This is a genomic window from Pseudomonas sp. WC2, from assembly GCF_050586545.1.
Lineage (GTDB): Bacteria > Pseudomonadota > Gammaproteobacteria > Pseudomonadales > Pseudomonadaceae > Aquipseudomonas.
In genome coordinates, this window is the sequence record NZ_JBOBDR010000014.1 from 1 (window position 1) to 21,276 (window position 21,276).

Annotated in this window: 18 protein-coding genes; 8 read left to right on the plus strand and 10 right to left on the minus strand. The window is 61.0% G+C overall.

Annotation, left to right across the window (positions count from 1 at the left end; all coding sequences use genetic code 11):
* Positions 1–55: 55 nt before the first annotated feature.
* Positions 56–1,384 (minus strand): tRNA (N6-isopentenyl adenosine(37)-C2)-methylthiotransferase MiaB, encoded by a 1,329-nt coding sequence (gene miaB, locus ACQ4OE_RS17825; RefSeq protein WP_053124140.1) that lies wholly within the window; start codon positions 1,382–1,384, stop codon positions 56–58.
* Between the two features lie 133 nt (positions 1,385–1,517).
* Between miaB and ACQ4OE_RS17830 the strand changes: the two genes are divergently transcribed.
* Positions 1,518–1,850, plus strand: coding sequence for a DUF1820 family protein (locus tag ACQ4OE_RS17830; protein ID WP_102899901.1), 333 nt, complete (start codon positions 1,518–1,520; stop codon positions 1,848–1,850).
* Between the two features lie 57 nt (positions 1,851–1,907).
* On the opposite strand, the gene ACQ4OE_RS17835 is transcribed toward ACQ4OE_RS17830, so the two are convergent.
* The 4 genes from ACQ4OE_RS17835 to ACQ4OE_RS17850 all read right to left on the minus strand — a co-directional run bounded on the left by ACQ4OE_RS17835 (position 1,908) and on the right by ACQ4OE_RS17850 (position 5,427).
* The gene (locus tag ACQ4OE_RS17835) at positions 1,908–2,462 is read right to left on the minus strand and encodes a tetratricopeptide repeat protein (RefSeq protein ID WP_003228518.1); all 555 of its coding nucleotides are present in this window, start codon (positions 2,460–2,462) and stop codon (positions 1,908–1,910) included.
* 224 nt (positions 2,463–2,686) lie between these two features.
* Positions 2,687–3,970 carry a glutamate-1-semialdehyde 2,1-aminomutase gene (hemL, locus tag ACQ4OE_RS17840; protein WP_122592709.1) on the minus strand — a complete coding sequence of 428 codons (1,284 nt, stop codon included), beginning with the start codon at positions 3,968–3,970 and terminating at the stop codon, positions 2,687–2,689.
* 17 nt (positions 3,971–3,987) lie between these two features.
* Positions 3,988–4,611 (minus strand): thiamine phosphate synthase, encoded by a 624-nt coding sequence (gene thiE, locus ACQ4OE_RS17845; protein WP_430947415.1) that lies wholly within the window; start codon positions 4,609–4,611, stop codon positions 3,988–3,990.
* An 18-nt stretch (positions 4,612–4,629) separates the two neighbouring features.
* Positions 4,630–5,427, minus strand: coding sequence for a hydroxymethylpyrimidine/phosphomethylpyrimidine kinase (locus tag ACQ4OE_RS17850; protein ID WP_277759417.1), 798 nt, complete (start codon positions 5,425–5,427; stop codon positions 4,630–4,632).
* 304 nt (positions 5,428–5,731) lie between these two features.
* On the opposite strand from ACQ4OE_RS17850, the gene ACQ4OE_RS17855 reads away from it, so the two are divergent.
* The 4 genes from ACQ4OE_RS17855 to ACQ4OE_RS17870 all read left to right on the plus strand — a co-directional run bounded on the left by ACQ4OE_RS17855 (position 5,732) and on the right by ACQ4OE_RS17870 (position 12,221).
* Complete coding sequence (locus ACQ4OE_RS17855; protein WP_430947416.1) at positions 5,732–8,086, plus strand: 7TM diverse intracellular signaling domain-containing protein; 2,355 nt, start codon at positions 5,732–5,734, stop codon at positions 8,084–8,086.
* Between the two features lie 97 nt (positions 8,087–8,183).
* The gene (locus ACQ4OE_RS17860) at positions 8,184–9,833 is read left to right on the plus strand and encodes an acyl-CoA dehydrogenase family protein (protein ID WP_430947417.1); all 1,650 of its coding nucleotides are present in this window, start codon (positions 8,184–8,186) and stop codon (positions 9,831–9,833) included.
* Positions 9,834–10,013: 180 nt separating this feature from the next.
* The gene (gene amn / locus ACQ4OE_RS17865; protein WP_163005133.1) at positions 10,014–11,513 is read left to right on the plus strand and encodes an AMP nucleosidase; all 1,500 of its coding nucleotides are present in this window, start codon (positions 10,014–10,016) and stop codon (positions 11,511–11,513) included.
* A gap of 72 nt (positions 11,514–11,585) precedes the next feature.
* Positions 11,586–12,221 carry a pseudouridine synthase gene (locus ACQ4OE_RS17870; protein ID WP_430947418.1) on the plus strand — a complete coding sequence of 212 codons (636 nt, stop codon included), beginning with the start codon at positions 11,586–11,588 and terminating at the stop codon, positions 12,219–12,221.
* Here the strand turns inward: ACQ4OE_RS17870 and ACQ4OE_RS17875 are convergent.
* Together ACQ4OE_RS17875 and ACQ4OE_RS17880 are read right to left on the minus strand one after the other, a co-directional pair.
* Positions 12,216–12,425 carry a DUF2788 domain-containing protein gene (locus tag ACQ4OE_RS17875; RefSeq protein ID WP_122592715.1) on the minus strand — a complete coding sequence of 70 codons (210 nt, stop codon included), beginning with the start codon at positions 12,423–12,425 and terminating at the stop codon, positions 12,216–12,218. The two genes, ACQ4OE_RS17870 and ACQ4OE_RS17875, sit on opposite strands and share 6 nt — an antisense overlap.
* 189 nt (positions 12,426–12,614) lie before the next feature.
* Positions 12,615–13,094 (minus strand): Lrp/AsnC family transcriptional regulator, encoded by a 480-nt coding sequence (locus tag ACQ4OE_RS17880; RefSeq protein ID WP_008081091.1) that lies wholly within the window; start codon positions 13,092–13,094, stop codon positions 12,615–12,617.
* 451 nt (positions 13,095–13,545) lie between these two features.
* On the opposite strand from ACQ4OE_RS17880, the gene ACQ4OE_RS17885 reads away from it, so the two are divergent.
* The gene (locus tag ACQ4OE_RS17885) at positions 13,546–14,595 is read left to right on the plus strand and encodes a DUF6515 family protein (RefSeq protein WP_430947419.1); all 1,050 of its coding nucleotides are present in this window, start codon (positions 13,546–13,548) and stop codon (positions 14,593–14,595) included.
* 27 nt (positions 14,596–14,622) lie between these two features.
* Here the strand turns inward: ACQ4OE_RS17885 and ACQ4OE_RS17890 are convergent, their stop codons facing one another.
* On the minus strand, positions 14,623–15,531 hold the full coding sequence (locus ACQ4OE_RS17890; RefSeq protein WP_122592717.1) for a cation diffusion facilitator family transporter: 909 nt from the start codon (positions 15,529–15,531) through the stop codon (positions 14,623–14,625).
* Positions 15,532–15,543: 12 nt separating this feature from the next.
* Positions 15,544–15,963, minus strand: a complete 420-nt coding sequence (locus ACQ4OE_RS17895) for a hypothetical protein (RefSeq protein ID WP_008081098.1) — start codon at positions 15,961–15,963, stop codon at positions 15,544–15,546.
* A gap of 110 nt (positions 15,964–16,073) precedes the next feature.
* Here ACQ4OE_RS17895 and hrpB point away from each other — a divergent pair, with 110 nt between their 5' ends.
* Positions 16,074–18,593, plus strand: a complete 2,520-nt coding sequence (gene hrpB, locus ACQ4OE_RS17900) for an ATP-dependent helicase HrpB (protein WP_430947420.1) — start codon at positions 16,074–16,076, stop codon at positions 18,591–18,593.
* A gap of 57 nt (positions 18,594–18,650) precedes the next feature.
* On the opposite strand, the gene ACQ4OE_RS17905 is transcribed toward hrpB, so the two are convergent.
* Positions 18,651–19,565 (minus strand): LysR family transcriptional regulator, encoded by a 915-nt coding sequence (locus tag ACQ4OE_RS17905; protein ID WP_430947421.1) that lies wholly within the window; start codon positions 19,563–19,565, stop codon positions 18,651–18,653.
* A 220-nt stretch (positions 19,566–19,785) separates the two neighbouring features.
* Between ACQ4OE_RS17905 and ACQ4OE_RS17910 the strand changes: the two genes are divergently transcribed.
* A complete protein-coding gene (locus ACQ4OE_RS17910; protein WP_430947422.1) occupies positions 19,786–21,276 on the plus strand; it encodes an aldehyde dehydrogenase in 1,491 nt (496 codons plus the stop codon).

Sequence of the window (21,276 nt, forward strand, 5' to 3'; positions counted from 1 at the left end):
TTGAATGTGTCGCCGCCTTCGCGAGCAGGCTCGCTCCCACAGTGCCCTGTGTTGATTATTGGATCAGCGAGCCACGCAGCGAGTGCGGTTGTGCGGCATCGATGTGCACATCAGCAAACTGGCCGATCAGGGTCGGATTGTCGCAGCGGAAGTTGACGATACGATTATTCTCGGTACGCCCTTGCAGCTCGCCCGGGTCTTTCTTCGAATAATCGGTGACCAGAATCCGTTGCGTCGAACCGACCATTTGTCGGCTGATCTCGAACCCTTGCTGATTCAGGCGATGTTGCAGCGCGTTCAGGCGCTCCTTTTTCAACTCTTCCGGCGTCTCGTCGGCCAGATCGGCAGCCGGGGTGCCCGGGCGCTGGCTGTAAACGAACGAGTAGGAAAAGTCGAAACCGACGTCGGCAATCAGCTTCATGGTCTGTTCGAAATCTTTCTCGGTCTCGCCGGGGAAGCCGACGATGAAGTCCGAACTGATGCAAATCCCAGGCACCGCGGCGCGCAGTTTGCGCAGCTTGGATTTGTACTCCAGCGCCGTGTGGTTGCGCTTCATCGCCGCGAGAATCCGGTCGGAGCCCGATTGCACCGGCAAATGCAGGTGTTTCACCAGTTCCGGCACATCGGCGTGGGCCTGGATCAGGCTGTCCGAGAACTCCAGCGGGTGCGAAGTGGTGTACCGGATGCGGTCGATACCGTCGATGGCAGCGACAACACGGATCAGCTCGGCCAGATCGGCGAGACGACCGTCGTGGGTCGTACCGCGATAGCCGTTGACGTTCTGCCCCAGCAGGGTCACTTCACGCACGCCGTTTTCGGCGAGGTGGATGACTTCGGCGATCACGTCGTCGAACGGTCGGCTGACTTCTTCGCCGCGGGTATAAGGCACCACGCAGAACGTGCAGTATTTGCTGCAACCTTCCATCACCGACACGTAAGCGCTCGGGCCATCGATACGCGGTTCAGGCAAGTGGTCGAATTTTTCGATTTCCGGGAACGACACGTCGACTTGCGGCAGCTTGGTGATACGTGCGGCGTCGATCATTTCCGGCAGACGGTGCAGGGTCTGCGGGCCGAAGACCACGTCGACGTACGGCGCGCGATCACGAATCGCCGCGCCTTCCTGGCTGGCCACGCAACCGCCGACAGCGATCACCATGTCCGGGTTGGCCAGTTTCAGTTCGCGCCAGCGGCCGAGCTGCGAATACACGCGATCCTGAGCGCGCTCGCGGATCGAGCAGGTGTTGAGCAGAATTACGTCGGCGTCTTCCGCGCGCGCGGTGACTTCCAGGGCCTGATGTTCACCCAGCAGATCGACCATGCGCGAGCTGTCGTACTCGTTCATCTGGCAACCGTGGGTTTCGATGTAAAGCTTCTTGGCCATGGATTAGGGTCATCACGTGATTCAAAGAACCGCGCATTATAGGGAACAAGCCCTCAGGTTCCTACCGCTGCGCGTCCGGTGGCTATGCTATAGTTTGCGCCCTCATTTTTATCCCCGACGTTATCCCCCCGCCATGACCAAACGCGAAGCTCCAATCTATAAGGTGATTTTCCTCAACCAGGGCCAGGTGTTCGAAATGTACGCCAAGCAGATCTATCAAAGTGATCTGTGGGGCTTTCTGGAAGTGGAAGAGTTCGTCTTTGGCGAGCGCACGCAAGTGGTCGTCGACCCGAGCGAAGAAAAGCTCAAGGCGCAATTCGAAGGCGTGGTGCGCAGCTTTGTGCCGATGCATTCGATCGTACGCATCGACGAGGTGGAGCGTCTGGGCACCCCGAAAATCAGCGAAGCACGTGGCGCGGTCGGCAATGTGATGCCGTTCCCGATGCCGATGCCTGAGAAGCCTTAAAACCGAGTTGCCTCATTCGACCTGCTCGCGAAGAGGCCAGAAAAATCTGTGCAGAATTTAAGGTAGAGGCGAAAACGGCGTACGCCCATCGGCGCTCTGCAGTTCCATCAGGTATTTACGGAAAATCTGCCCGAGCACCTGGGTGGCGGTTTCGAGATCTTCGCGGGACATTTTTTCGGAAACTTCGTCGGCCGTGTCCAGCGCATCTTCAGCGCCGTTGACTGCGGCCATCTTCAGCACGATGTACGCTTGAATGTTGTTGGCCTGCACGCCTTCACCATGGAAGAACATCGTGCCGAGTTTGAATTGCGCCTGAGCGTGGCCTTGCAACGAGGCTTTTTCGAAATAGCTCAGGGCTTGATTGAGGTCGCGCGGCGCATTCTTGCCGTCGTAGTAGAACTCACCCAACTCGTATTGCGCTTGCGCATCCCCTTCGTCCGCCGCTTTCTGGCAGGCGGCCAGTGCCTGCGTGACGTCTTGCGGCTGAGTATTGAGGGTGCAACGACCCATCGCCGGGATCAACAACGAGTTGCCGCCTGCTTGTGCATGCGCGAGCAGGGGCTGAAGGAGCAACAGGCAGCCCAAGGCAAGGGTGCGGCCGGTGCGGTTCATGGGAATCGACTTACCTCTGAAGGGCACGCGGACCCATCTAGGGATCCAATAAGCGCGCATTATGAAATAAGCAGGGCCAACCTTACAAAGTCTTTACTCGTTTTTCTGCTGCGCGGGGAATATATCGCCCACTTTCGGCAAGTTTTTTGGCAGCGCGTGGGAAAAACCGTGGGGATGTAGGTGAATGCTGACGCTGGCGATAGCCAACGTCAGCGGTGCGGCGATTACTTCAGTGCAGCGAAGGCACGCTCGGCGGCGTCCAGCGTCAGTTGCAACTCGGCGTCGCCGTGAGCGATCGAGGTGAAACCGGCTTCGAAGGCGCTCGGTGCCAGGTACACGCCACCTTCCAGCATCAGGTGGAAGAAGCGCCCGAACAGGGCGGCGTCGCTGGCCATCACGTCTTCAAAGGTGACGATCTCGTCGGCGCCGCTGAAGTACAGGCCGAACATGCCGCCAGCCTGCGTGGTCACGAACGGAATGCCAGCGGCGTCGGCGCGCTGTTGCAGGCCGTCGAGCAGGCGTGTGGTGTAGTCGGTCAGCTCGGCGTGGAAACCCGGACGGCTGATCAGACGCAGGGTGGTCAAACCGGCGGCCATGGCCAGCGGGTTGCCCGACAGCGTGCCGGCCTGATACACCGGGCCCAGCGGCGCGATGCGTTCCATGATTTCACGCTTGCCGCCGAAGCAGCCAACCGGCATGCCGCCGCCGATGATCTTGCCGAAGGTGGTCAGGTCAGGATTGACCCCGTAGTACGCCTGAGCACCGCCGAGGGCGACGCGGAAACCGGTCATCACTTCGTCGAAAATCAGTACCACGCCATGCTTGTCGCACAGCGAACGCAAGCCTTCGAGGAAGCCCGGCGCTGGCGGCACGCAGTTCATATTGCCGGCCACCGGCTCAACAATAATGCACGCCACCTCGTCGCCCACTTCAGCGAGCATCTTCTCAACCGCGTCGATGTCGTTGAACGGCAGGGTCAGGGTGTGTTTGGCGAAGGCCGCCGGCACACCGGCCGAGCTCGGTACGCCTTGGGTCAGTGCGCCGGAACCGGCCTTGACCAGCAGGCTGTCGGAGTGACCGTGGTAGCAACCTTCGAACTTGATGATGCTGTCGCGACCGGTGTAACCACGGGCCAGACGGATCGCGCTCATGGTCGCTTCGGTGCCGGAGCTGACCATGCGCACCATGTCCATCGACGGCACCAGCGAGCAGACCAGATCGGCCATCTCGGTTTCCATCGCGGTCGGCGCGCCGTACGACAAGCCGTGTTGCAGCTGATTGCGCACCGCGTCGAGCACGTCCGGGTGGCTGTGGCCGAGGATCATCGGGCCCCACGAACCGACGTAATCGACATACCGCTTGTCGTCTTCATCAGTGACGTAAGCGCCTTCAGCGTGTTTGAAGAACAGCGGCGTGCCGCCAACGCTCTTGAACGCGCGGACTGGCGAGTTCACGCCACCGGGAATGTGTTTCTGGGCGTTGGCAAACAGGGTTTCGGAACGAGACATGATCGGGCTCTCAATCTTCAGGATTTGAACAATTCGTTGAATGCGCGGGCGCGGCGGGTCACTTCGGTGGTGCTCTCGGCACCGAACAAGCCATGGACTACGGCGAGCAGGTCGACGCCGTGGGCCACCAGCGGCGCGGCGTTGTCGAGGTTGATGCCGCCAATCGCGCAGATCGGCAGGTGCAGCGTGCGCTTGGCATCGTCGAGCAGATCGAGGCTGCAAGCGGGTGCACCGGGTTTGGTGTTGGAATTGAAGAAGCGACCGAAGGCGACGTAACTCGCGCCTTCTTTGGCGGCTTGTTCGGCCAGCGCGATTTGCGCGTGGCAGGTCGAACCGATGATCGCTTTCGAACCGAGCAGGGCGCGGGTCGGCGACAGCGGGCCGTCGGTCTGGCCAAGGTGCACGCCGACGTTGAGGCGCGCGGCCAGTTCGGCGTCATCGTTGATGATCAACTGCGTTTTGTAGCGCTCGCACAGATCGCGTAGCGCTTCGGCCTCGCGCAGACGGCGGGCCTCGTCGCTGCTCTTGTCGCGATATTGCAGCAGGGTGACGCCGCCTTCGAGCGCCGCCTCCACATAAGACAGAAACTTGCCGGCCAGCAAGGTGCTGTCGGTAATGGCATACAGGCCACGTAGTTTCATCGGGCAGACCTCACGACGTTACGAGCAGAAATCCAGCGGCAGGCGACGCGGGACGAACTGGCCTTTGCCCAGTTGTTCGGCATCGCGCAGGGTGCGCCAGGTGTAATCCAAAGCACTGCGCACGGCACTGGCCAGGTGTTCGCCTTGCGCCAGTCGACCGGCCAACGCGCTGGCTAGTGTGCAACCGGAGCCGTGATAGCTGCCCGGCAGACGCTGGCAGATAAAGGTTTCACGCAGACCGTCGCGGCTGTACACGCGGTTGTGGATTTCAGTTTCGTCGCCGTGGCCGCCGGTGATCAGCAGGTTTTTGACGAACGGCAGGAGTTTTTCGGCGCATTCGTCGGCGCTGCCTTCTGGCAGTTCGGCGAGGATGCGCGCTTCAGGAAGGTTAGGCGTGGCAATGATCGACAGCGGCAGCAGACGTTCGCGCATCGCATAGCCGACCTCGTCCTTGCCCAGACGTCCGCCGCCGCCGGCGCGCAGCACCGGATCGCAGACCACTGGCAAATGCGGGTGCGCCGAGAGCAGTTCGACAACGGTGTCGACCATCTCCAGCGAACCGAGCATGCCCAGTTTCACTGCCGCGACTTCGGAATCGTTGAGCACGGCATTGGCCTGGGCCAATACCCACTCACGGTCGAGGACGCGGAAGTCAGTGACGTTGACGGTGTCTTGCACGGTCAGGGCGGTGACGGCCGGAGCCGCATGGCAACCCTGCGCGAGCAGAGCTTCGATATCTGCCTGCAAGCCGGCGCCACCACTTGGGTCGTGGCCGGAGAGACAGAGGACAACGGGGCGGGAGCTGTAGATATTCATGGTGCGCGAGCTTACCACCAAACCTGATTCTGGGGTTCAGTCCCGTGGTGGCAGGTCGATAACTCGGTCAGGGATTTTCCGCGCAGCGCAGCAACCTGACCAATTCAACAGCTCTAGCCCGCTGCTTTGCTCTGGAACGCCCGTTCTAGAGCCTTTGTAGGAAAAATTTCAATGGTGCTCAATGGCCATCAACGGCTATGCTAGTCTGGATCCAAACCAATAACAGGTAATACCGGTTTTACGTCTACTCAAAGGGAATGGGGGGGCTTCCTGACACAACCGGACGAGCCACGCTGGGGCTTCAATGCGCTATCTGCTGATGTTGCTGTTCTGCTTGCCCCTCATGGCGAGCGCCGTCGAATTCGACGAATTCACCCAGAGCCTGGCTTTGGGCCGATCGCTGCAAGTGTTCGAAGACCCGAGCGGTCAGGCGAGCATTGCCGATGTTCGCGCGCAAGCCGCTGCCGGTCATTTCAAACCTCACGATAAAGCCACGCTCAACGCCGGTTACTCGCGCTCGGCGTTCTGGCTGAAAATCGACCTGCATTACCGCCCGAGCAATCCCGCCGCCCAGCGCACCTGGCTGCTGGAACTGGCCTATCCGCCGCTCGATCATCTCGACTTGTACCTGCCCGATGCCAGCGGCGACTATCGCCTAGTGCGCCAGACCGGTGACGCGTTGCCGTTCGCCAGCCGCGAGATTCGCCAGAACAACTATCTGTTCGACCTCGCCTTCGAACCGGACCAGCAACAAACCGTGTACCTGCGACTGGCCAGCGAAGGCTCGATCCAGGCACCGGTGACTTTGTGGTCGAGCACCGCGTACCTCGAAGACCAACCGGTGCGCCTGTATGTGCTCGGCATCATTTATGGCGTGTTGCTGGGGATGGTGGTCTACAACCTGTTCATCTACCTGAGCGTGCGCGACACCAGCTACCTCTATTACATCTTCTACATTGCCTCGTTCGGCCTTTATCAACTGTCGGTGAACGGTGCGGCGGTCGAGTATTTCTGGCCGAACAATCCGTGGTGGGCCAACGCCGCCACACCGTTCTTCATCGGTTGCGCCGGGTTGTTTGGCAGCCAGTTCGCCCGCAGTTTCCTGCAGACCAAAACCCACAGCCGCTGGCTCGATCGCTTGCTGATCGGACTGATTGCCTTCGGTGCGCTGGTCATCGGTCTGTCGTTGATGACCAGTTACGCCTTGGCCCTGCGCCTGGCGACCACGCTGGCGCTGACCTTCACTGTGGTGATTTTTGCTGCGGGGATTCTGGCCTGGTGGCGCGGTTTGCGCGTGGCGCGTTACTTCATCATTGCCTGGTCGGCGTTCCTGCTCGGCGGCATCGTCAACACGCTGATGGTGCTCGGTTTGCTGCCGAACGTATTCCTGACCATGTACGCCAGCCAGATCGGCTCGGCCATCGAAGTAGCGCTCTTGTCGCTGGCGCTGGCCGACCGCATCAACGCGATGCGCGAGCAACAGGCGCAGACCCTGTACGACGCCGGGCAGAAACTCGAAGTGCTGAACCAGCAACTGGCCCATAGCAACAAGCTCAAGGATGAATTCCTCGCCACCCTGACCCACGAACTGCGCACGCCGATGAACGGTGTGATCGGTTCGCTGGAACTGATGCAGACCGTCGAGATGGACCCGGAGCTGGAGCAATACCAGCAAACCGCCGCCGGTTCTGCCCGCGACATGATGCGCATGGTCAACGGCATCCTCACCCTCACCGAACTGCAGGCCGGCAAGCTCAAGGCGTCGTCGGGCAGTTTCAGCCTGCGCGCGGTGGTCGAAGCGTTGCGGGTGCAGTTCGATGGCAACGCGGCGAGCAAGTCGCTGGACTTCAAGGTCGATGTCCTTCCGACCCTGCCAGATCGTTTGCACGGCGACAGCGCGAAACTCGCGCAATGCCTGGAATGCCTGCTGGATAACGCAATCAAGTTCACCCGTGTCGGCGGCCTGGCGCTGCGGGTCACGGGCAAACCATCGACGGGCAATCGTCTGGCGTTGTCGTTTGCGGTGATCGACACCGGCATCGGTTTCACCGATCTGGGCGAGGCGACCCTGTATCAGCGCTTCTTCCAACTCGACGGTTCGATGACCCGCGAATACGGCGGGCTCGGCGTCGGCCTGGCGATCTGCCGACAGTTGGTCGAGTTGCTCGGCGGCAAGCTCACTCACCGTTCGGAACCGGGGCGCGGCAGCCGTTTTCAGCTGGATGTCGAGTTTGAACTGCCGGTGGTCGAAGCGGCGCCCGTTGGCGTGTCTGCGCGGGATCACTTGCGTTCGGCGCAGGACTGCACGGTGTTGCTGGTGGACGACAACAGCGTCAATCAACTGGTGATGCGCGGCATGTTGCTCAAGCTTGGCTTCCGCGTGCGTACCGCCGATAACGCGGCGACGGCGCTGGATTGCCTGCAACGCGAAGCGGTTGATGCGGTGCTGATTGATTGCCAGTTGCCGAGCCATGACGGCGCCTCGTTGTCCTGCCAGATTCATGCGCTGCCGGGCTGCGCGAATTTGCCGGTGTTCATGCTGGCGTTGAGCGCCGACCGAGAGCTTTGCGCCGCGGGTGCGCTGGTCGATTACCTGAACAAACCGGTGAAGTTCGAGGATTTGCAGTCCGCGCTGGAACGCCGGGTGTTGTGCGGTTGACAGGGTAAAAGCGCCGCCAGTTCGGCGGGTATGACACTTTGTCAGGGCTCGGGGCGGTGCTTAACTGGATTTCTTGGTTGCGCAAAGGAGCCCCGTCATGAACCTGCATCAGTTCGCCGAAACCCACGAAGTCACCAACCAGCCACCGTCGCTGGACGGTACCAACCTGTATCGCATCGACCTGCCATTGCAGGAATGGTCGCGCAGGTTCGGCGCCGGTTGGGCCGAGTCGCGGATCGATGCCTACGGCGCGCTCGCCGGTGGTCCGCTGATGGAGGCCGGGTTCCTCGCCAATGAGAACAAACCCACGTTCGCCAGCCACGACCGCTACGGCCATCGCATCGATCTGGTGGAATTTCACCCCGCTTATCACGAGCTGATGCGCACAGCGATCGAGCACGGTCTGACTTCATTGCCATGGGCGCACCCGCAGGACGGTGCCCACGTCGCCCGCGCCGCGATGACGTATCTGCACAGTCAGGCCGAGGCGGGCAGCGGATGTCCCCTGACCATGACCTTCGCCAGCGTGCCGGCCCTGCGCTTGCAGCCGAACCTCGCCGAGCAATGGCTACCGAAAGTCCTCGCCACTGAATACGATCCACGCAACGTCGGCATGGCACACAAGGCCGGCGTGACCATCGGCATGGCGATGACCGAGAAACAGGGCGGCACCGACGTGCGCGCCAATACCACCAAGGCTTATCCGGTCGGCGCCAGCGGTCCGGGGCAGGCCTATGAGCTGGTTGGGCACAAGTGGTTCTGTTCGGCGCCGATGTGCGACGCGTTCCTCACGCTCGCGCAGACCGACAAAGGGTTGAGTTGCTTCCTGCTGCCACGCCATCGCCCGGATGACACGCGCAATCAGTTCTATATCCAGCGCCTGAAAAACAAACTCGGCAACCAGTCCAACGCCTCCAGCGAAGTGGAGTTTCGCGGCGCGCTGGCGTGGATGGTCGGCGAAGAAGGGCGCGGCGTGCCAACCATCATCGAAATGGTGGCGATGACTCGCTTCGATTGCATGGTCGGTTCCAGTTCGCTGATGCGCCAGGCGCTGACACAGGCCAGCCATCACTGCGCGCACCGCAAAGTCGGCGGCAAACTGCTCAGCGAACAGCCATTGATGCAAACCGTACTGGCCGATCTGGCCCTGGAAAGTGAAGCCGCGCTGGCGCTGAGCTTGCGCATGGGCAAGGCGCTGGATCATCTGGACGATCGTCACGAAGCGCAATTCGCCCGGTTGGTGACGGCGGTGGGCAAATACTGGATCTGCAAACGCGCGCCGGGAATGATCAACGAAGCGGCGGAATGCATGGGCGGCGCCGGGTATGTCGAGGACAGCATCCTGCCGCGTCTGTACCGCGAGGCGCCGGTGAATTCGACGTGGGAAGGGTCGGGGAATGTGCAATGTCTGGACGTACTGCGCGCGTTGTCGAAAGAACCGGGTGTGCTGGATGTGTTGTTCAGTGAGTTGGGCGACGGGCACGGTGACAAGCATCTGGCTGCGCATATTCAACAGTTGCAGGCGCAGTTCAAGGACACGAGCGACATTCAGTATCGGGCGCGGCAACTGACTGAAGACATTGCGCTCGGTTTGCAGGCCAAGCTCCTGTTGGAGGCCGGTAACTCGGCGGTCAGTGATGCCTTCATTGCCAGCCGCCTGAGCGGTGGTGGCCGGGTTTACGGCGCCTTGCCGCGTGGGCTGGACGTCGAAGCCATCGTCGCCCGCTCGACCCCACAAGGTTTTTAATTCAGCAAAAATCCCCTTGTGGGAGCGAGCCTGCTCGCGAAAGCGGTGTATCAGTCGACATCTTTATCGAATGACCCACCGCATTCGCGAGCAGGCTCGCTCCCACAGGATCTTCATTGTTTTAAAGATTTGGCTACACCCACAACGCCACTGTTCCCGTCACGCCACGATGCAGGCAAGATGAACCCCTGCAAGTCAGAACACAGGAAGCTGATCGTGACCGAAGCGTTTATTGTCGTTCAAACCGCCGAACAAGCCGTGGATCGTCTGGCCGAGTTACATGAGCGGGCCACCACTGCGCTGAACTCGGCGCTCAAGCGTTACCTCAAGGATCGCGTCGAGCCCGACGCTGAGCAGCGTGCTCTGTTTCGTTATCCCGAACTGCGTCTGACCTATCACTGCCAGGGCGAAGTCCCGCAGACCACCCGCGCTTACGCCAAGGTGCAATTGCCGGGCACTTACAGCGTCACCGTCACCCACCCGGCGGCGTTCCGCAAATACCTGCTCGAACAACTCGTGCCGTTGATGCACGACTTCACCGTGACCGTGGAAGTCGGCGTCAGCCAGCAGAATATTCCTTATCCGTACGTGGTCGAGCAGGGCGATGAACTGGCCGGTTCCGGCGTTACCGCTGCCGTGCTGGCGCGGGTGTTCCCGAGCACCGACCTGTCCGCCGCCACCGATGGCATTGCCGACGGTCTCTACGATTGGGAAAACACCGATCCGCTGCCGCTGGCGCTGTTCGACGCGGCGCGCGTGGACTTCTCGCTGCGTCGTCTGGTGCATTACACCGGTAGCGACTGGCGCCACGTGCAGCCGTGGATTCTGCTGACCAACTACCACCGCTACGTCGACCAGTTCATCGTTCATGGTCTGGAGCAGTTGCGCAGCGATCCGCGTTTTGTGCGCATGGTCTTGCCGGGCAACGTGATCATCGAAAAGAGCATGGATCACGGTGAAGCCTCGGCGATTGCTGCCGGTGTGGTTTGGCACCGTTACCAAATGCCGGCGTATCACCTGATCGCCAACGATGGCCACGGCGTGACCCTGGTCAACATCGGCGTTGGCCCGTCCAACGCCAAGAACATCACCGACCACTTGGCAGTGCTGCGTCCGCATTGCTGGCTGATGATCGGCCACTGCGGTGGTCTGCGTCAGTCGCAGACCATCGGCGACTACGTGCTGGCCCACGCTTACATGCGTCGTGACGGCATTCTCGACCGCGTCGTGCCGCCGAACATTCCGATCCCGGCGCTGGCCGAAGTGCAAATGGCGCTGCAGCAAGCAGCGGCCAATGTCACCGGCGAGAAGGGCGACGACCTGAAAAAACGCCTGCGCACCGGCACCGTGCTGACCTACGACGACCGTAACTGGGAATTGCGTTGGGCGCAGGAGCGACCGTTGATCAACCTGTCCCGCGCGGTCGCGGTGGACATGGAAAGCGGCACGATTGCCGCGCAAGGTTATCGCTTGCGGGTGCCGTACGGCACGTTGCTCTGCGTTTCGGACAAACCGCTGCACAGCGAAATCAAGCTGCCCGGTTCGGCCAACGCTTTCTATGAACGCGCGGTCAGCCAGCACTTGAAGATCGGCATCGAAGCGGTCGATCTGCTGCGCACCGAACTCAACTCGCTGCACTCGCGCAAACTGCGCAGCTTCGACGAACCGCCGTTCCGTTAACGGTTAGTCGTGGTCATTTGGCGGTCGGGGCACTAGCATTGTCAGCCCTGATCGCTAAATGTTTGCTCTCTTATGTCTCGTCCCCCGCGTCCACCTTCCCGCCGCCCTGGCGTGAAGCCTCAGTCTTCTTCACCGCGCCGTGTTGCCAAGGCACCACCGGCCGAGCCGAAACTGATTCTGTTCAACAAACCCTTCGATGTGCTGACGCAATTCAGCGACGGTGAAGGGCGGGCGACGCTCAAGGATTACATTGATGTGCCCGGCATTTATCCGGCCGGACGCCTGGATCGTGACAGCGAAGGTTTGTTGCTGCTCACCAACGACGGCCAGTTGCAGGCGCGCATCGCCGATCCGAAACACAAACTGGCGAAGACTTATTGGGTGCAGGTTGAAGGCGTGCCGACGGCCGAACAGCTGCAGCGGCTGCGTGAAGGTGTCGAACTGAATGACGGCATGACTTTGCCTGCCGAAGCGCGGCAACTGGACGAGCCAGAGTTGTGGCCGCGCAATCCGCCGGTACGCTTTCGCGCGACCATTCCGACTTCATGGCTGGAACTGGTGATTCGCGAAGGGCGCAACCGTCAGGTGCGGCGCATGACCGCGGCGGTCGGTCTACCGACGTTGCGGTTGGTGCGGGTGAAGATTGGTGACTGGACGATCGAAGGTCTCGATCAGGGCCAGTGGAAGGAAGTACCGGCGCGCTTATAAAGTGCCGGACTCGATCAGGGCGATCACCACGCTCTTGATGATGAACGCGGCCACGCCCAGGCCCAGCACGAAGAACAGAATGAACGAGCCAAAGCGCCCGGCCTTGGACTTCTTCGCCAGATCCCAGACGATGAAACCCATGAAAATGATCAGGATGCTGACCAGACCGGTCATCATCCACTCTTCAAATACGGCTGGATCCATTGGGTTTCTCCGGCATGGGCGCGGCTAAAAGGGCGCGGGGAGTATACGACAAGGGTGGATAGCGGGGCATTGACCTGAGTCGGTGTGCCGCAGTCATTGGTCGCCTGTACGGGCCCCTTCGCGAGCAGGTTCGCTCCCACATTTGGAATGCATACCCCTGTGGGAGCGAGCCTGCTCGCGAAAGCAATTTCAGTTACGCAGATGAGTCAGCGGCAGTTCGGTGCTGTTCAATACCTGGTTCAGCACAAAACTCGATCGAACGCTGGTCACGCCCTCAATTCGCGTCAGATGCCCCAGCAACAGCTTCTGATAGTGATCCATGTCCGGCACCACCACTTTCAACTGGTAATCGGCATCCACGCCGGTCACCAGACTGCACTCCAGCACCTGCGGCAACGTGCGGATCGCCGCCTCAAAATTCTCGAAACGCTCCGGCGTATGCCGGTCCATGCCGATCAGCACATAAGCCGTCAGGCTCAGCCCAAGCATTTTGCGATCCAGCAACGCGACCTGACGCGAGATGTAACCGTCGTCTTCCAGTTGCTTGACCCGGCGCGAGCACGGGGAGGGCGACAGACCGATGCGCTCGGCCAACTCCTGGTTGGAGATGCGGGCGTCGCGCTGCAATTCCGCCAAAATGCTCAGGTCGTAACGGTCGAGTTTGCTCATCAATCTGTCCTTGGTTGTAACTATTGCGGCGGATTATCTATCCAGGGTTAAAAATTGCGCAAGTGGTGTTTATTTCAGCAATCTTCGCAATCCTCTGTCGCGGCCTCAGGCCTATTCTTATCATCAGAATCACTGCTCGGTAACACAGTCCACGCGGCCCGCCCTATCCGGCCTGCCGCGGCCGCCACCCCCACCGGGGTTGTGCCGGCCCCCGAGCTGCACACTGTCCAGAAGACGGCGTGAGGTGAGCCGACGTCAAAAGCGTCGAGCCAGGACGAAGTTCTCTAGAAGGGAGGCCGACGGGTCTCCCTTTTTTCTTGCCTGTGATTTCATCCCGGACGCTCAATAAATAAGTCGCGCGACTGATAACCTGTTGCAGAACCCGGTGTGTGTATTCCCGGTCTTAGCTACAAGTCCTCTTACATTTACAGGCCCCGCAGTGAGAAAAAGCATGAAGTCGCGCATTTGGCGTCTGGCCGGTGTTGGTTTGCTGTGTGTGAGCGTCAGTGCGCAAGCGCTTGCTGACGAGCCGCAGAATCGCGGACCGGACGGCGGTGGCCACGGGCAGGGCCCGCAGGGCAATAATCAGGGACATGGCGGCAACAATCAGCCACGTCCGCAGAATAGTCAGCCACAGCAGAATCAGCCACGTCCGCAGAACAACGAGATCATTCGGGGCGACAACAGCCGCCAGTTCGAGCACAACGGCAACAACAACGGCCAATGGCAGAATCGCGATCAGAATCGCCCGGCGTACAACCCCAACCCGGTGCGTCAGCCGCCACCGCCGCCGCAACTGCCGGCCAACAGCCTGCCGATCCAGCCACGGCCCGACGCCGTGCGCCAGACTCAGGAGCCGCGTCAGGGTTACTACCGCGACGAGCGTCCGCAAAACGGCTACAACAATCAGCATTGGCAGACCAACAACCGGCCCAATGACAATCGCTGGCCGGGTCGTCCCGACGGGCATGGCAACGGTTGGGGCCCAGGCCCGCAATACCGGCCGGGGCATGTGATCGACCGCTTCCCGGATCGCGATTACCGCGTGCCGTATCGTGGCCAGGATTACTTCTTCTCCGGCGGCTACTGGTATCGCCCGCAAGGCCCACGCTACATCGTCGTGCAACCGCCGCGCGGGATTCGCATCCAGTATTTGCCGGATTACGCCCGTGAAGTGTGGATCGGTGGTTCGCTGTTGTTCCTTGCCGCCGGTTCCTACTACGCGTATCAGGAAGCGACGCAGGATTACGTAGTCGTCGAGCCGCCCGTGCAGCAACAGCCGCAGCCGCAATCCCAGGGCTATGACGTCGAAGCCTATCCGGCCAACGGCCAGTCGCCGGAGCAAGTGCAGCAGGACGGATACCAGTGCTACCAGTACGCCGTGCAGCAAAGCGGTTTCGACCCGCGCACCGCGACTTATCAACCGGCGCCCGAAGTGGTTCAGGCCTATCGACAGGCTCAGGGCAATTGCCTGAGCAGTCGTGGTTATCAGGTCCAGTAGAAGCAGCTGCGAGCTGCAAGTGTCGAGCTACAAGCTTGAAGCTTGCGGCTCACGGCTTGTAGCTGCTTTTATCGGATCGGCGTGCACCAGCACTTCGGCGCGCGGGTAGGCTTTGTGGATGGCATCAGCGGCTTGATCGCTGATGCCATGGGCCACTGACAAGGTCAATTCCCCCGGCAATTCCAGGTGCAATTGCACAAACCAGTGGTTGCCGGAGATCCGTGTGCGCAAGTCATGCGCGCCCAACACCCCCGGCACACTGCAGGCCAGTTCGAGCATGTGCTGACTGACGTCCGTCGGCAGCTCTTCATCCATCAGCACTGAAAAACTTTCCCGGGCGATCTGGATCGCACTCCACAAAATGTACGCAGCAATCCCCAGACCGAACCATGCATCCAGTTGATCGAAGCCGAACCCGGCCAAAATCAGCGCAATCAGAATGCTGCCGTTAAGCAACATGTCCGAGCGATAGTGCAGCGAGTCCGCGCGCACGGCGTTGGAGCCGGTCTGCTTGATCACCCGATGCTGCAACACCAGCAACGCCGCCGTCAGCAGCAGCGAAAACACAATCACGCCAATGCTCAGCCACGGCGCGCCCAGCGGTTGCGGATCGTGCAGTCGCTCGTACGCCTGAAACGCGATCAATACCGCACTGCCGCCAATGAACAGCGCCTGCGCCATGCCCGCCAGCGATTCCGCTTTGCCGTGGCCATAACGGTGATCGTCATCCGCCGGCCGCAGCGCGTAATGCACGGCGAGCAGATTGAGCATCGAAGTGATGCCGTCCAGCGCCGAGTCAGTGAGGCCGGCAAGCATGCTCACTGAACCGCTCAGCCACCAGGCGATGGCTTTGGCAACGATCAGCGTGCACGCGACCGCCACCGAGGCGCGGGTCGCCAGCCTGAGCAGGCGAGCGTGTTCGGGGCTGGAGGTCATTGCGTTTCCTTTTTAAGCGGCAGGTTGCAGGCCGAACATCGCCAGTTGCTGAGTGCTGCCCTTGTGTTGAATCAGGCGCGGGTCATCCAGAGGGAAATCCTTGCCCAGCTCGCTTTCGAGAATAGCCTGCAACTTGTGATTATCGACCTGACCGTCCGGGCCGATGGCTTGCTTGAGCTTGGCCGGATCGATCTGCGCGGTGTGGCCCGGCTCGAAATAGATGGCACCGGTGGCGAAGTCGACGGCAAACGCGATCAGACCGGGGATGATGTAAAACAGCAGGCCCACGGCATCGAGCACGGCAATCGCCGGGTCAACCTTGCCGTCGATCTGACCGCGACGGTCCGGGTAGAAAATCGAACCGCACGCGGTGATTTGCGTGAGCAGGGTGGCGACCAGTACACCGCCGATCAGGCGAAAAGGTAAGCGCATGGGGAAATCTCCTGATTGATCTAAGAACGAAGCGTCATTGTGTGAAGTTAAGACCCTGACGAATGCCCGCCAGTTCGCCGTTATACTCGCCGCTCTGTTTGGGAGCCAGCATGAATTCTTTGCCGATTGATGAAGTTTTACCCGCCCTGCGTGAAGCCTTGGCGACTCGCCATGAAGCCGTGCTCGAAGCACCGCCCGGCGCCGGTAAAACCACCCGCGTGCCGTTGGCCTTGCTCAATGAAGCGTGGCTGGCCGGGCAGACCATTCTGATGCTCGAACCGCGCCGTCTCGCCGCGCGGGCAGCCGCGGAACGTCTGGCCAGTGAGTTGGGTGAGAAGGTCGGTGAAACTGTCGGTTATCGCATCCGTCTCGACAGCAAGGTTGGCCCCAACACACGTATCGAAGTGGTCACCGAAGGCATCCTCACCCGGCGCTTGCAGGACGACCCGGCGCTGGAAGGCGTCGGCCTGCTGATCTTCGACGAATTCCACGAACGCAGCCTCGACGCCGATCTGGCGCTGGCCTTAAGTCTGAACGGTCGCGAGCTGTTCCGAGCTGAACAGCCGCTGAAGATTTTGCTGATGTCCGCCACGCTGGAAGGCGAGCGTCTGGCCGGGTTGCTCGACGACGCGCCGATCCTGCGCAGCGAAGGGCGGATGTATCCGGTGACGATGCGCTGGGGCCGACCGTTTCAGCCCGGCGAATATATTGATCAGCGTGTTACGCAAACCGTGCTCGAAGCGCTGCATGATGAAAGCGGCAGCGTATTGGTGTTTCTGCCGGGGCAGGCGGAGATCCGTCGCGTCCATCAACAATTGATCGACGCCATCGGTGAGCGCAGCGATGTGTTGCTGTGCCCTCTCCACGGTGAACTCGACCTCAATGCCCAGCGCGCGGCGATTGATCCAGCGCCGCCCGGGCAGCGCAAAGTGGTGCTGGCGACCAACATTGCCGAAACCAGTCTGACCATCAACGGCGTGCGCGTGGTGATCGATGCCGGGTTGGCGCGGGTACCGCGCTTCGATCCGGGCAGCGGCATGACGCGTCTCGATACTCAGCGGATTTCCAAGGCCAGCTCCACTCAGCGCGCGGGCCGGGCAGGGCGACTGGAACCGGGTGTTTGTTATCGCTTGTGGTCGCAGGATCAGCACGAACAGCTCGCTGCTTATGGCAGTGCGGAAATTCTCTCGGCGGACCTCGCCAGCCTCGCGCTGCAACTGGGACGCTGGGGCGTGACACCGGGCGAACTGGTCTGGCTCGACGTTCCGCCAGCGGCCGCTTATGCCCAGGCGCAGGATTTACTGCAGCGTCTCGGAGCACTGGAAGGTCAAGCGCTGACTTCCCACGGTCAGGCGATGGCTGAGCTGCCGGCGCATCCGCGCATCGGCCATTTGCTGTTGCGCGGTCAGGCGTTGGGCTTGGCGAACATGGCGTGCGACGTTGCCGCGCTGCTCGGTGAACGAGATATTTTGCGCGGCGCCGGCGCGGATTTGCACAGTCGCCTGGTGCTGCTTTCCGGCGAAGAACGCGCCGCCCGTGGTGCGCAGGGTGGGGTGCAGCGCGCTAAGCAACTGGCGCGGCAATATCGCGGATATTTGCGCGGCAAGGCGAGCGAGCCGGTCAGCGATCCCGATCATCCACGCTGGCTCGGCGCGTTGCTGGCGCTGGCGTATCCGGATCGCGTCGCGCAACAGCGGCGGGCCGGTGGCGCCGAATATCGTTTGGCCAACGGTCGTGCGGCGTTGTTCGCCGAAGCTGACAGCCTGATGAAAGAGCCGTGGATCGTCATTGCCGATCTCGGCAGCCGTCAGGGTCAGCGTGAAGAGCGAATTTATCTGGCGGCGGATTTCGATCCGGCGCTGTTTGATTCGGTGTTGGCCGAACAGGTGCGCAATGTCGATCAACTCGACTGGGACGAGCGCGAAGGCGTACTGCGCGCCGAGCGCCAGCGCAAGGTCGGCGAGCTGATTCTCAGCCGCGAGCCGCTGACCGGTCTCGACGAAAATGCGCGCAGTCAGGCGCTGGTCAATCTAGTGCGGCGCAAAGGGCTGGAGCTGCTGCCATGGACGCCGGAGCTGCGTCAGTGGCAGGCGCGGGTGGCGCTGTTGCGGCAGTTGGAATTGGCTTCGCAAGCTGAAAGCCAGTGGCCGGATGTCAGCGATGCGACGTTGCTGAATACGCTCGAAGATTGGTTGATGCCGTATCTGGGCAAGGTCTCACGGCTCAGCCATTTTGCCAATCTCGACCTGTCGAGCATCGTGCGTAATCTGCTGCCGTGGCCGTTGCCGCAGAAGCTCGATGAGCTGGCGCCGCATCATTTGAGCGTACCGTCGGGGTCGTCGATTCGTCTGGACTACAGCGAGTTTCCACCGATTCTCGCGGTGCGCTTGCAGGAGCTGTTCGGGCTGGCAGACACGCCACGGATTGCCGGCGGGCGGCAAGTGGTCAAGCTGCATTTGCTGTCGCCAGCGCGGCGGCCGGTGCAGGTGACGCAGGATCTGGCCAACTTCTGGCGCAGCACCTACGCCGAGGTGAAGAAGGATCTGAAGGGGCGTTATCCGAAGCATTACTGGCCGGATGATCCGCTGGTGGCCGAGGCAACCGCACGGGCCAAACCGCGAGGAACTTGAATCAAGAGATCGCAGCCTTCGGCAGCTCCCACAGGTTTTTGCGGCATGATCCAATTTTTAGTGGTGGGTCTTCGCGGTTAATTGTTCGCGGCAATAATCGGCGAACAACTGCGCCGGTTTGGTCAACTGCCCGCGCTTGAGCCACGCCGCCACCAAACCTGAACCGGTGACGTCCTCGACGATATCCACGCACACGACTTTTTTGCCGTCGTAGGTGCATTCCGAATGCGGCTTGGTCACCAGAATCGAGAAGCCGAAACCCTGGCCGACCATGCCGCGGACCATCTCGATCGATGGCGAGCTGAACTCGATACGCGGGGTCAGCCCCAGCTCTTCAAACAGGCTGACGAAGTAGGTTCGGCTCGGTTGCACGTCGAGCAGGATCATCGGATCCAGACACAGATCGCGCAGCGAAACCTGCTTGTACTGGGCAAAGCGATGATCCGCCGGCAACAGCGCGTACGGCCGTTGCGCGGGCATCAGTGGTTCGGTCTGGATGGTCGCGTCGAGTTCGTGTTCATAGAGGATGACCAGGTCAAACGTGCCTGACGTCAGGCCTTGCACCAGCTCCTGCTGCTCGCCGTCACGGATGCGGATTTTCACGCCCGGATACAGCGCCGAAAACCCAGCGATCAACTGCGGCAAATACAACGGCGCAACCGTTTCGAAACAGCCAATATCGATTTGCCCAGCAACCACGTCGTTGTCGGCGAGGGCGTTCTGCTCGAACTCCTTGGCCATGCGCAGCAATTCTTGAGACTTGCGAAAGAACCGCGCACCGCTGGGCGTCAGCGACACGCCTTGGGCGTGATGACGGATCAGCAGTTGCACGCCGAAGCTGTCTTCCAGGCCTTTGATCGCGGTGGAGATCGCCGGCTGCGCGATGTACAGCTTGCGCGAGGCTTCGGCAACGCTGCCGCATTCGACGGTGGTAATGAAGTATTTCAACTGACGCAAATTGTAGGCGGCCACGGCAAACCTCAGGACGAGCGGACTCGACTTCCAAGCAATTTGTGCGCCGCCACGTCCATTGCACGACGATGTTTTATCCTTCAACCATAGCCACCTGCGCAGCGATTGGGTGAAGTCATTGCCCAGTGTTTTTATTGCCTGCGATGACATTTTTACTATTTTTAGCCCCGGCGGGCCTGAGCGACCATCGAGGCACAATAACGTCTCAGGAGCCTCCGTCGTGTTCGAGCTTGCAGAGTGGCAGCGCCGCGCCGTTGCATTGAAATTTCCCGATCAAGCCGTGATCGACGGCAAGCATTGCGCCGCGCAATCGGGGCAGACCTTCGCCGCGATCAACCCGGCGACCGGGCAATGCCTGGCGAATGTCGCTGCTTGTGGCGAGGAAGATGTCGACGCGGCTGTGCGCAATGCGCGGCAAGTGTTTGAAGCGGGCACTTGGTCGCAACGTCCGCCCGCCGAGCGCAAACAAGTGCTGCTGCGTCTGGCGGATTTGCTGATGACGCATCGCGAAGAACTGGCCCTGCTCGACTCGCTGAACATGGGCAAACCGGTGCTGGATGCCTACAACATCGACGTGCCCGGCGCCGCCGGGGTGTTCCGTTGGTACGCCGAAGCCATCGACAAGCTCTACGATCAGGTCGCGCCGAGTGCGCCGAATGTACTGGCTACGATTACCCGTGAAGCGCTCGGTGTGGTCGCGGCGGTAGTGCCGTGGAATTTCCCGTTGGACATGGCCGCTTGGAAGCTTGCGCCAGCCTTGGCGGCGGGTAATTCGGTGATCCTCAAACCGGCCGAGCAATCACCGTTTTCAGCATTGCGTCTGGCCGAGCTGGCGCTGGAAGCAGGGCTGCCGCCGGGTGCGCTGAACGTGTTGCCGGGGCTTGGCGAGCAGGCCGGCAAGGCGTTGGGATTGCACGCGGATGTCGATTGTCTGGTGTTCACCGGCTCGACCCAGGTCGGCAAATATTTCATGGAATATTCCGCGCAGTCGAACCTCAAGCAGGTGTGGCTGGAGTGCGGCGGCAAGAGCGCCAATCTGGTGTTCGCCGATTGCCAGGATCTCGATCTGGCAGCGGAAAAAGCCGCGTTCGGGATCTTCTTCAATCAGGGCGAAGTCTGCTCGGCCAACTCGCGGTTGTTGGTGGAGCGTTCGATTCATGATGAGTTTGTCGAACGGTTGCGGGCGCAGGCTGAACGCTGGTTGCCGGGGGATCCGCTGGATCCGCAGAGCAGCGCTGGCGCGATTGTCGATGACAAGCAGACGGCGAGCATCATGCGCTTTATTCGCAGCGCCGAGCAGTCGGGAGCGACGCGGGTTTGTGGTGGGCAGCGGCGGCGCTTCAATGGCTCGGACAACTTTATTGAGCCGACGATTTTTACCGGTGTAACCGCGGACATGCCGCTGTTTCGCGAAGAGGTATTCGGGCCGGTGTTGGCGGTGACGCCGTTCGACAACGAGGAAGAGGCGCTGCGCTTGGCCAATGACAGTGTCTACGGTCTGGCGGCCTCGCTGTGGACCGATGACCTCAACCGCGCACACCGCGTGGCGCGGCAGTTGCGGGCGGGTACGGTGTCGGTGAATACCGTTGATGCACTGGATGTGACGGTGCCGTTTGGCGGTGGCAAGCAATCAGGTTTTGGCCGCGATCTGTCGCTGCATTCCTTCGACAAGTACACCCAACTGAAAACCACCTGGTTTCAGTTGCGCTGA

Bases quoted from the DNA above. Each gene is read 5' to 3' on its own strand.
- hemL (WP_122592709.1), bottom strand. From the start codon at position 3,970: ATGTCTCGTTCCGAAACCCTGTTTGCCAACGCCCAGAAACACATTCCC.
- ACQ4OE_RS17835 (WP_003228518.1), bottom strand. From the start codon at position 2,462: ATGAACCGCACCGGCCGCACCCTTGCCTTGGGCTGCCTGTTGCTCCTT.
- ACQ4OE_RS17870 (WP_430947418.1), top strand. From the start codon at position 11,586: ATGTCTCGTCCCCCGCGTCCACCTTCCCGCCGCCCTGGCGTGAAGCCT.
- ACQ4OE_RS17875 (WP_122592715.1), bottom strand. From the start codon at position 12,425: ATGGATCCAGCCGTATTTGAAGAGTGGATGATGACCGGTCTGGTCAGC.
- miaB (WP_053124140.1), bottom strand. From the start codon at position 1,384: ATGGCCAAGAAGCTTTACATCGAAACCCACGGTTGCCAGATGAACGAG.
- ACQ4OE_RS17885 (WP_430947419.1), top strand. From the start codon at position 13,546: ATGAAGTCGCGCATTTGGCGTCTGGCCGGTGTTGGTTTGCTGTGTGTG.
- ACQ4OE_RS17855 (WP_430947416.1), top strand. From the start codon at position 5,732: ATGCGCTATCTGCTGATGTTGCTGTTCTGCTTGCCCCTCATGGCGAGC.
- hrpB (WP_430947420.1), top strand. From the start codon at position 16,074: ATGAATTCTTTGCCGATTGATGAAGTTTTACCCGCCCTGCGTGAAGCC.
- amn (WP_163005133.1), top strand. From the start codon at position 10,014: ATGAACCCCTGCAAGTCAGAACACAGGAAGCTGATCGTGACCGAAGCG.
- ACQ4OE_RS17895 (WP_008081098.1), bottom strand. From the start codon at position 15,963: ATGCGCTTACCTTTTCGCCTGATCGGCGGTGTACTGGTCGCCACCCTG.
- ACQ4OE_RS17860 (WP_430947417.1), top strand. From the start codon at position 8,184: ATGAACCTGCATCAGTTCGCCGAAACCCACGAAGTCACCAACCAGCCA.
- ACQ4OE_RS17890 (WP_122592717.1), bottom strand. From the start codon at position 15,531: ATGACCTCCAGCCCCGAACACGCTCGCCTGCTCAGGCTGGCGACCCGC.
- ACQ4OE_RS17830 (WP_102899901.1), top strand. From the start codon at position 1,518: ATGACCAAACGCGAAGCTCCAATCTATAAGGTGATTTTCCTCAACCAG.
- thiE (WP_430947415.1), bottom strand. From the start codon at position 4,611: ATGAAACTACGTGGCCTGTATGCCATTACCGACAGCACCTTGCTGGCC.
- ACQ4OE_RS17880 (WP_008081091.1), bottom strand. From the start codon at position 13,094: ATGAGCAAACTCGACCGTTACGACCTGAGCATTTTGGCGGAATTGCAG.
- ACQ4OE_RS17850 (WP_277759417.1), bottom strand. From the start codon at position 5,427: ATGAATATCTACAGCTCCCGCCCCGTTGTCCTCTGTCTCTCCGGCCAC.